1 protein-coding gene is annotated in these 247 nt (G+C 66.4%); it reads left to right on the forward strand.

From position 1 onward, the window contains the following. A partial coding sequence (locus ACLJNW_RS27545; RefSeq protein ID WP_410961733.1) for a hypothetical protein occupies nucleotides 1-247 on the forward strand: 247 nt, incomplete at both ends.

Below are 247 nucleotides of genomic sequence, written 5' to 3' on the forward strand. Positions count from 1 at the left end.
GCATCGACGTCATTCTGGACGGCGTATTGGGCAATCAGGCAGGCAGCTTGAGCAGCCAGGGACGCCTGAGCGTGAAGAGCGGTCGGCTGGACAACCAGGGCGGTGCAGTCTCCAGCGCCGGGACCTTGTCGCTTTCAAGCCAGGGTGCGTTGAACAACCAGGGGGGCAGGGTGGTCACCGACGCCGGTGCCGTCCTGCGCAGCGCCAGCCTCGACAATAGCCAGGGCGGCATCGTCAGCGCCAAGGG

This window comes from Salmonella sp. SAL4457, assembly GCF_046548235.1.
GTDB lineage: Bacteria > Pseudomonadota > Gammaproteobacteria > Enterobacterales > Enterobacteriaceae > Salmonella > Salmonella enterica.